7 protein-coding genes and 3 tRNA genes are annotated in these 7,546 nt (G+C 54.8%); 4 read left to right on the top strand and 6 right to left on the bottom strand.

The genetic code is table 11. The annotated features are described in order from the left end of the window. Position 1: 1 nt before the first annotated feature. Positions 2 to 77, bottom strand: a tRNA-Val gene (locus ACCW71_RS19975). Between the two features lie 271 nt (positions 78 to 348). Between ACCW71_RS19975 and gltX the strand changes: the two genes are divergently transcribed. Next, positions 349 to 1,764: a glutamate--tRNA ligase gene (gltX, locus tag ACCW71_RS19970; protein ID WP_436374346.1), complete on the top strand. Its 1,416-nt coding sequence runs from the start codon at positions 349 to 351 to the stop codon at positions 1,762 to 1,764. A gap of 33 nt (positions 1,765 to 1,797) precedes the next feature. Here gltX and ACCW71_RS19965 read toward each other — a convergent pair whose 3' ends face one another. The 3 genes from ACCW71_RS19965 to ACCW71_RS19955 all read right to left on the bottom strand — a co-directional run bounded on the left by ACCW71_RS19965 (position 1,798) and on the right by ACCW71_RS19955 (position 3,429). Beyond that, on the bottom strand, positions 1,798 to 2,151 hold the full coding sequence (locus ACCW71_RS19965) for a YfeC-like transcriptional regulator (RefSeq protein WP_436374344.1): 354 nt from the start codon (positions 2,149 to 2,151) through the stop codon (positions 1,798 to 1,800). Between the two features lie 24 nt (positions 2,152 to 2,175). Continuing rightward, complete coding sequence (locus tag ACCW71_RS19960) at positions 2,176 to 2,529, bottom strand: YfeC-like transcriptional regulator (protein ID WP_436374342.1); 354 nt, start codon at positions 2,527 to 2,529, stop codon at positions 2,176 to 2,178. 111 nt (positions 2,530 to 2,640) lie between these two features. Continuing rightward, entirely contained in the window at positions 2,641 to 3,429 is a 789-nt protein-coding gene (locus ACCW71_RS19955; RefSeq protein WP_436374341.1) for a formate/nitrite transporter family protein, read from the bottom strand. A 359-nt stretch (positions 3,430 to 3,788) separates the two neighbouring features. On the opposite strand from ACCW71_RS19955, the gene ACCW71_RS19950 reads away from it, so the two are divergent. Together ACCW71_RS19950 and ACCW71_RS19945 are read left to right on the top strand one after the other, a co-directional pair. After that, positions 3,789 to 3,864, top strand: a tRNA-Ala gene (locus ACCW71_RS19950). Between the two features lie 44 nt (positions 3,865 to 3,908). Then, positions 3,909 to 3,984, top strand: a tRNA-Ala gene (locus ACCW71_RS19945). 287 nt (positions 3,985 to 4,271) lie between these two features. On the opposite strand, the gene ACCW71_RS19940 is transcribed toward ACCW71_RS19945, so the two are convergent. After that, a complete protein-coding gene (locus tag ACCW71_RS19940; RefSeq protein ID WP_436374340.1) occupies positions 4,272 to 5,462 on the bottom strand; it encodes a NupC/NupG family nucleoside CNT transporter in 1,191 nt (396 codons plus the stop codon). A 369-nt stretch (positions 5,463 to 5,831) separates the two neighbouring features. Between ACCW71_RS19940 and ACCW71_RS19935 the strand changes: the two genes are divergently transcribed. Beyond that, positions 5,832 to 7,073, top strand: a complete 1,242-nt coding sequence (locus tag ACCW71_RS19935; protein ID WP_436374338.1) for an Nramp family divalent metal transporter — start codon at positions 5,832 to 5,834, stop codon at positions 7,071 to 7,073. A 45-nt stretch (positions 7,074 to 7,118) separates the two neighbouring features. Here the strand turns inward: ACCW71_RS19935 and ACCW71_RS19930 are convergent, their stop codons facing one another. Next, entirely contained in the window at positions 7,119 to 7,523 is a 405-nt protein-coding gene (locus ACCW71_RS19930; protein WP_436374336.1) for a DUF2502 domain-containing protein, read from the bottom strand. Positions 7,524 to 7,546 lie beyond the last annotated feature (23 nt).

The following is a 7,546-nucleotide window of genomic DNA, read 5'->3' as shown; positions in this document are numbered from 1 at the left end:
GTGGTGGGTGATGACGGGCTCGAACCGCCGACCCCCTCCTTGTAAGGGAGATGCTCTACCAACTGAGCTAATCACCCCCGCTGTGTGGAGTCGCATTATAGGGATAGTTGATTTTGAGTCAACGCTTTTTAAAACATAAATGTGCGTTCGGTTTATTTTTAAACATCCTGTCGTGCTTTTAGCCAATGTGCTGGTTTTACTGGCAGAAAAGGCCCTTTTACCAGGGCGCAGGCGGCGGGCATGCATTGAGGATTCACCGTCAGATGCTAGAATGTGCCCACTGTTTTTCGCGTCTAACCCGTTTTTTGTCATCCAGACAGAGAACCCGCGCATTTAAGGCAATAGTGAATGAAAATCAAAACACGCTTCGCGCCCAGCCCTACCGGCTATCTGCATGTAGGTGGCGCCCGTACCGCCCTTTACTCCTGGCTTTTTGCGCGTCACAACCAGGGCGAGTTTGTGCTGCGCATCGAAGATACCGATCTGGAGCGCTCCACCCCGGAAGCCATCGAAGCCATCATGGATGGCATGAACTGGCTCAGCCTCGACTGGAATGAAGGCCCTTACTACCAGACCAAACGCTTTGATCGCTACAACGCGGTGATTGATGAAATGCTGGAAGCGGGCACCGCCTATAAATGCTACTGCTCGAAAGAGCGGCTGGAAGCGCTGCGTGAAGAGCAGATGGCCAATAACGAGAAGCCACGTTATGACGGCCGCTGCCGTGACAGCCATGAGCACCATGCGGCCGATGAGCCGTGCGTGGTGCGTTTCCGCAACCCGCAGGAAGGCTCGGTCATTTTTGATGACCAGATCCGTGGCCCGATCGAGTTCAGCAATCAGGAACTGGATGACCTGATTATCCGTCGCACCGATGGTTCGCCAACCTACAACTTCTGTGTGGTGGTGGATGACTGGGACATGGGCATTACCCATGTGATCCGCGGCGAAGACCATATCAACAACACGCCGCGTCAGATCAACATCCTGAAAGCGATTGGCGCGCAGGTGCCGGTCTATGCGCACGTCTCGATGATCCTCGGCGACGACGGCAAGAAACTCTCCAAGCGTCACGGCGCGGTCGGGGTGATGCAGTATCGTGATGATGGCTATCTGCCGGAAGCGCTGCTCAACTATCTGGTCCGTCTCGGCTGGTCACATGGCGATCAGGAAATTTTCAGCGTCGCGGAGATGACTGAACTCTTCACGCTGGATGCCGTGAGCAAATCCGCCAGTGCGTTCAACACCGAAAAGCTGCAATGGCTGAACCACCACTACATCAATGCGCTGCCGCCAGAGTATGTGGCTACCCATCTGCAATGGCACATTGAACAGCAGAAAATTGATACCCGCACCGGGCCGGAACTGGCGAAGCTGGTCAGGCTGCTGGGCGAACGCTGCAAGACGCTGAAAGAGATGGCGGCATCCTGTCGCTACTTCTATGAAGACTTTGCTGAGTTTGATGCGGATGCCGCGAAGAAACATCTGCGTCCGGTGGCACGTCAGCCGCTGGAAGTGGTACGTGACAAGCTGGCCGCGATCGGTGACTGGAACGCTGAAAATGTCCATCAGGCGATTCAGAACACCGCGGATGAACTGGAAGTCGGGATGGGTAAAGTTGGCATGCCGCTGCGGGTAGCGGTGACCGGTGCCGGCCAGTCACCCGGTCTGGATGTGACCGTCGAAGCGATTGGCCGCAGCCGCTGCGTGGCGCGCATCGACCAGGCGCTGGCCTTTATCAGTGAGCGTGAAGCCCAGGCTTAATCAACAGAGCCGGAAGCCACACGCTTCCGGCTTTTATTCAGTAATAATACCCAGCCGCTCTAATATGCCCTTTATTCCAATCCGCAATATCAGCGCGGCAAACTGTTGCTGCTCAGCCTGACTCATTTGCGGGATTGAACTCAGTAATAGCGCCGTTAAAGAATCAGCCGGTACATGATAATTCGCTGTGGGTTCGTGCAGCGTGCGTGTCGACTGAATAAACTTCTCTACCCGCTCATCGATATGAATCAATCGCGCTTTGCCACCCTGAACGCCCGGTTTGGGGATGGTGGTCCAGTTTTCGCGTTTAATCCACTTGTTCACTGTCTGTCGGCTGAAACCCGTCTCTGCGGCGAGTTCTTCAGGCGTTAACCATTCCTTTTTCACGATACTATCCCTGCTAAATACGCCTTATTGTTCGCTGATCCCCAGTCGCTGCAACACGCCCTTGATACCTTCACGTAAGATGAGCGCAGTGAACTGATCCTGCTCATCCTGACTCATTTGCTGGATAGAACTTATTAATAACGCAGGTAACGGATTGGACGGGGAGCCATAGAGAGCAGTCGGCTCGTTAAGGTTACGGGTCGACTGAATAAAGTTTTTTACTCGTTCATCAATATGGATCAGACGGGCTTTACCGCCTTGCACACCGGGCTTCGGCGTGGTTGTCCAGTTTTCTCGCTTGATCCATTTATTCACCGTTTGCCGACTGTAGCCCGTTTCTGCCGCCAGCTCTTCGGGAGTAAGCCATTCCTTTTTCACGATGCTATCCCTGTTTAATACATTAGCGGTACATATTACAGCAAAACGTAACGGGGGAAAGTAACTGGCGTTGAAATTGCCTTTTGCCACTCGACAAAAGGCAAAAGATTATTACTGCGGGCTGCTGACGGGTTCAGCGGCAGGACGGAAGGCGAGGAAATAGGCCAGGCCGACAAAGACGGCACCGCCCACGCCATTGCCTAAAAAGACAGCGACGAAGTTAGGGAAGTAATCTGCCCAGCTCATCTGTCCGGCAAAAATAGCGGCCGGAATAATGAACATATTGGCGACGACGTGCTGGAAGCCGATCGCGACAAACGCCATCACCGGGAACCACATCCCGAAGATCTTACCCACCACATCTTTACTGGCGAACGCCAGCCAGACCGCCAGGCAGACCAGCCAGTTACAGCCAACGCCAGAGATAAAGGCGTGCAGGAAATCGGCGTGAATTTTCGCAGAGGCGATAGCGACCGTTTTCTTCAGGTAGTCGCCTTCGGTCATGCCCAGCATGTGACCAAAGAACCAGGCGACAGCCACGCTGCCTGCGAAGTTAGCCAGCGTAACCCAGAACCAGTTGCGCGCCACGCTCAGAAAGCTGATACGGCGGGCGAACCAGGCGACCGGCAGGGTCATCATATTGCCGGTCAGCAGCTCACCACCCGCCAGCACGGTCAGGATTAATCCAACCGGGAAAACCGCAGCGCCCAGCAGGCCGCCAAAGGAGCCCCAGTCAGCGGGCAATGAGTTGATAACGTGAAGATCCAGCAAAAAGCCGGTAGCGATAAACGCACCGGCCATAAAGCCGAGGATCAGCAGGATGCTCACAGGCGCACGGCTCTTGGCCACGCCTGCCTGGATCGCCAGTTGAGCAATTTCTTTAGGTGTATGCAGCGACATAGTATCTCTGTAGTTTTTTATGATTAATGGGACGATAAACGCCTGGTGGACGCGCGGTACGCGGGAGGGGATCCCGGTGGCCGCTTAATTAGCGGGCTAAGTTTTGCATGCGAAAAAGCTGAAGACAAGAAAATTCCTATAACATAATTAACCATGATTTAACCTGACCTCAGGATAAATAACAGTTAAAAAAGGGCACTGACGCCGGGAGGGCAGTATTCAGCTGTGCCATGCTGCTGAAACTTCGCAGGTTGACGCCTTTTTCAGCGATCAAACCGAGAATGTGATTTTGCCGTTGACACCCCGGAGGGGGTTTCATATTATGCCGTCCGTCGCTTAACGCGATAGTTTTTCGGTACGGGGCTATAGCTCAGCTGGGAGAGCGCCTGCATGGCATGCAGGAGGTCAGCGGTTCGATCCCGCTTAGCTCCACCAAACTTCTTCCCAAAAGTTTGGTACTGAAAAATGATTCCAGATGTGGGGGTATAGCTCAGCTGGGAGAGCGCTTGCATGGCATGCAAGAGGTCAGCGGTTCGATCCCGCTTATCTCCACCACTTTCTGACACTTCTCAGTCACGCCTTTCTGATTAATTTCCTTTTCGCCTTACTGCATCTGGTTCAATCGTTGTCATGGCTGCCGTCTGGCATCCAGCTTCGTCGTGCGTGTCATCATGCCCGGAAACCAACCTCTGCGCCTCTGTGACGAACATCCTTTACAGCGCACGGCGCGTGGCTGCGGTGAGTGGAACTGCGGGCGTGAACAGGAGGTGAGATAAGAGGGCGCGACGGCAGGATAAGGGTCAACGCAGAAGAGAAGGGCGAGCCAGGCTCGCCCCTGAGGCTTAGAACGCCAGAACCAGCCCGGCGATAGCGGCGGAGAGCACACTGACCAGCGTAGAGCCGTACAGCAGCTTCAGACCAAAGCGGGAAACCACATTACCCTGTTCTTCGTTCAGGCCCTTAATCGCACCGGCGACAATACCGATGGACGAGAAGTTGGCGAACGACACCAGGAACACCGACAGAATGCCTTCGGCGTGTGGTGACAACTGACCGGCGATTTTCTGCAAATCCATCATCGCCACGAACTCATTCGATACCAGCTTGGTCGCCATAATACTGCCGACCTGCAACGCTTCACCCGCTGGCACGCCCATCACCCAGGCAAAGGGATAGAAAACATAGCCCAGCACGCCCTGGAAGGTGACGCCAAAGATCAGGTCGAACAGCGCGTTCAGACCCGAAATCAGTGCGATAAAGCCAATCAGCATGGCCGCCACGATAATCGCCACCCGGAAACCGGCGAGGATATATTCGCCCAGCATCTCAAAGAAGCTCTGACCTTTATGCAGATCCTGAAGTTGCAGATCCTCTTCGCTCTCAACGCGGTAAGGGTTGATCAGTGACAGCACAATAAAGGTGCTAAACATATTGAGCACCAGGGCGGCGACCACATACTTGGGTTGCAGCATGGTCATGTAGGCACCGACGATAGACATCGAGACGGTGGACATCGCGGTGGCGGCCATGGTGTACATGCGGCGCTGTGACATCTGGCCCAGAATATCTTTATAGGCGATGAAGTTTTCTGATTGTCCCAGTATCAGAGAACTCACGGCGTTGAAAGATTCCAGTTTCCCCATGCCATTCACTTTAGAAAGCACCGTACCGATGCCGCGGATCACCCAGGGCAGGATACGGAAGTGTTGCAGAATACCGATCAGCGCAGAGATAAAGACGATAGGGCACAGAACGTTCAGGAAGAAGAAGGCCAGGCCTTTTTCATTCATGTTGCCGAAGACGAAATTGGTGCCTTCTGCGGCATATTTCAGCAGATGGTCGAAAACGCCGGCGAAACCTTTGACGAAACCCAGTCCCGCCTCGGAGTTCAGGAAGAACCAGGCGAGCACAATCTCAATCACCAGCAGCTGTATAATGTAGCGAACGCGAATGCTTTTACGATCGTGACTGACCAGTAAGGCCAGTACCCCGACGACCACCAGTGCGAGAAGAAACTGCAAAATATGGGACATAGTTGCTCCAAATTTGAGGAGGGTTGTATTTTGCTGCGTATTCTATGTAACACGTTACTTAAAAACGAGATCTGAACCACAATATAAGTATTCGCTATCGCTATATTTTCCAGAAAAGTTTCACTGATCACGTCCTGTTTACAAACTATCTACATCAGATAACCACATTGTTATTGTCTAAATTTTACACCGGGCGTAGAGTGAAACCGTTGCTCACATTTTTAGCGATCACTTCCTTTACTGTAAGATATAGCCTTGGCTATACTTTATAGCAGTATCTATTACACCAATAACAAAAACCGAATTTCACTTGCCATTGCTTCCCCCTAAGCTGCCGGGGCAGGCCAATGTTCAGACAGGGTACCGAATATGTTTGAAAGTCGTACCGTCGAGCGTGCCGCTCGCGGAGCCAGAAAAGTCAAACTCGCACTGTTGGGACCCGCCTTTATCGCCGCTATCGGCTATATCGATCCGGGAAACTTTGCGACCAACATCCAGGCGGGAGCCGCATACGGCTATAAACTGCTGTGGGTCGTGGTGTGGGCCAACATTATGGCGATGCTGATCCAGCTGATGTCAGCCAAACTCGGGATCGCTACCGGGAAAAATCTGGCTGAACATATCCGCGATCGTTTTCCCCGTCCCGCCGTCTGGTTCTACTGGGTGCAGGCGGAGATTATCGCCATGGCCACCGACCTGGCGGAGTTTATTGGTGCCGCGCTGGGATTCAAACTGCTGCTCGGCATCTCACTGATGCAGGGCGCGGTGCTGACCGGGATCGCCACCTTCCTGATCCTGATGTTGCAGAGCCGCGGGCAGAAGCCGCTGGAACGGGTGATTGGCGGCCTGCTGCTGTTTGTGGCAGCGGCCTATATCGTCGAACTGATCTTTTCACAACCCAAAGTGAGCGAACTGGTGCTCGGTATGGCGCTGCCCACCTTACCGACCTCAGACGCGGTATTCCTGGCCGCAGGCGTGCTGGGAGCAACCATTATGCCGCACGTGATCTATCTGCACTCAGCGCTCACCCAGGGGAAAAGCGACGACAGCCAGGGCCAGCGTTACTCTTCGACCAAGCTGGATGTGGCGATTGCCATGACCATTGCTGGCTTCGTTAATCTGGCGATGATGGCGACCGCGGCGGCGGCGTTCCATTTTAGCGGCCACAGCACCATCGCTGAACTTGACCAGGCCTATCTGACGCTGCAACCGCTGCTAGGACAGGCGGCGGCCACGGTCTTTGGCCTGAGTCTGGTGGCGGCCGGATTATCGTCCACGGTGGTCGGCACGCTGGCGGGGCAGGTGGTGATGCAGGGCTTTATCCGCTTCCATATTCCGCTCTGGGTGCGTCGTACTGTCACCATGCTGCCCTCTTTTATCGTCATCTGGGCAGGCTGGGACCCGACCCGCATTCTGGTGATGAGCCAGGTGCTGCTGAGTTTCGGGATTGCGCTGGCGCTGATTCCGCTGCTCTCCTTTACCGGCAACCGCGAGCTGATGGGCGAGGAGATGGTGAACTCTCGCCTGATGCAGAACGCCGGGCGACTGATTGTGCTGCTGGTGATAGCGCTCAATCTTTATCTGCTGGTGGGGCAGGTGCTGGGGCTGTAACGCTCTCTGGTAAACAAAAACGCCCGGTTCTGCCGGGCGTTTTGCTTAGTGACGATCGTGTCCGTGATGATCGGGGCCACCCGGTCCAAAGCCTCGGGGGCCTGGCCCGCGGTGGTCATGATGATCCCAGCCCCGATCGCGGCGATAATCATGCTCCCAGCGCCGCTCGTGCTCGCGCTGCTGCCAGCGACGTTCCCGCTGCCACTGCTGCTGACGACGCCACTCTTCGTGACGCCACCAGCGGCGCTCATTCCAGGTGTAGCGGTCATTCCACCAGCGCGGTTCCCGCCAGCGACCGCCATCCCAGTAATAGCCGCGACGATCGCGGTCGCCAAGATGCAGCGTGACGCCGGGGGCCAGAGTAATCGAGGCACTGGAGGCTTCCGCTGTGTGCGTGGCCAGTGGCGACAGCAGCGCCAGCAAGGCTGCAAATATAAGGGCTCTTTTCATTTTTTCTCCTCATCAACAGTCTG

This window comes from Pantoea sp. C2G6 (assembly GCF_051336815.1).
In the GTDB taxonomy this organism is placed as follows: domain Bacteria; phylum Pseudomonadota; class Gammaproteobacteria; order Enterobacterales; family Enterobacteriaceae; genus Pantoea.
Note: the sequence above shows the minus strand (reverse complement) of the source record. Positions and strands in the feature narration are given on the sequence as shown.

Coding starts and splice junctions, on each gene's coding strand:
- ACCW71_RS19940 (WP_436374340.1), bottom strand. CDS start 5,462: ATGTCCCATATTTTGCAGTTTCTTCTCGCACTGGTGGTCGTCGGGGTA.
- ACCW71_RS19930 (WP_436374336.1), bottom strand. CDS start 7,523: ATGAAAAGAGCCCTTATATTTGCAGCCTTGCTGGCGCTGCTGTCGCCA.
- ACCW71_RS19935 (WP_436374338.1), top strand. CDS start 5,832: ATGTTTGAAAGTCGTACCGTCGAGCGTGCCGCTCGCGGAGCCAGAAAA.
- ACCW71_RS19955 (WP_436374341.1), bottom strand. CDS start 3,429: ATGTCGCTGCATACACCTAAAGAAATTGCTCAACTGGCGATCCAGGCA.
- gltX (WP_436374346.1), top strand. CDS start 349: ATGAAAATCAAAACACGCTTCGCGCCCAGCCCTACCGGCTATCTGCAT.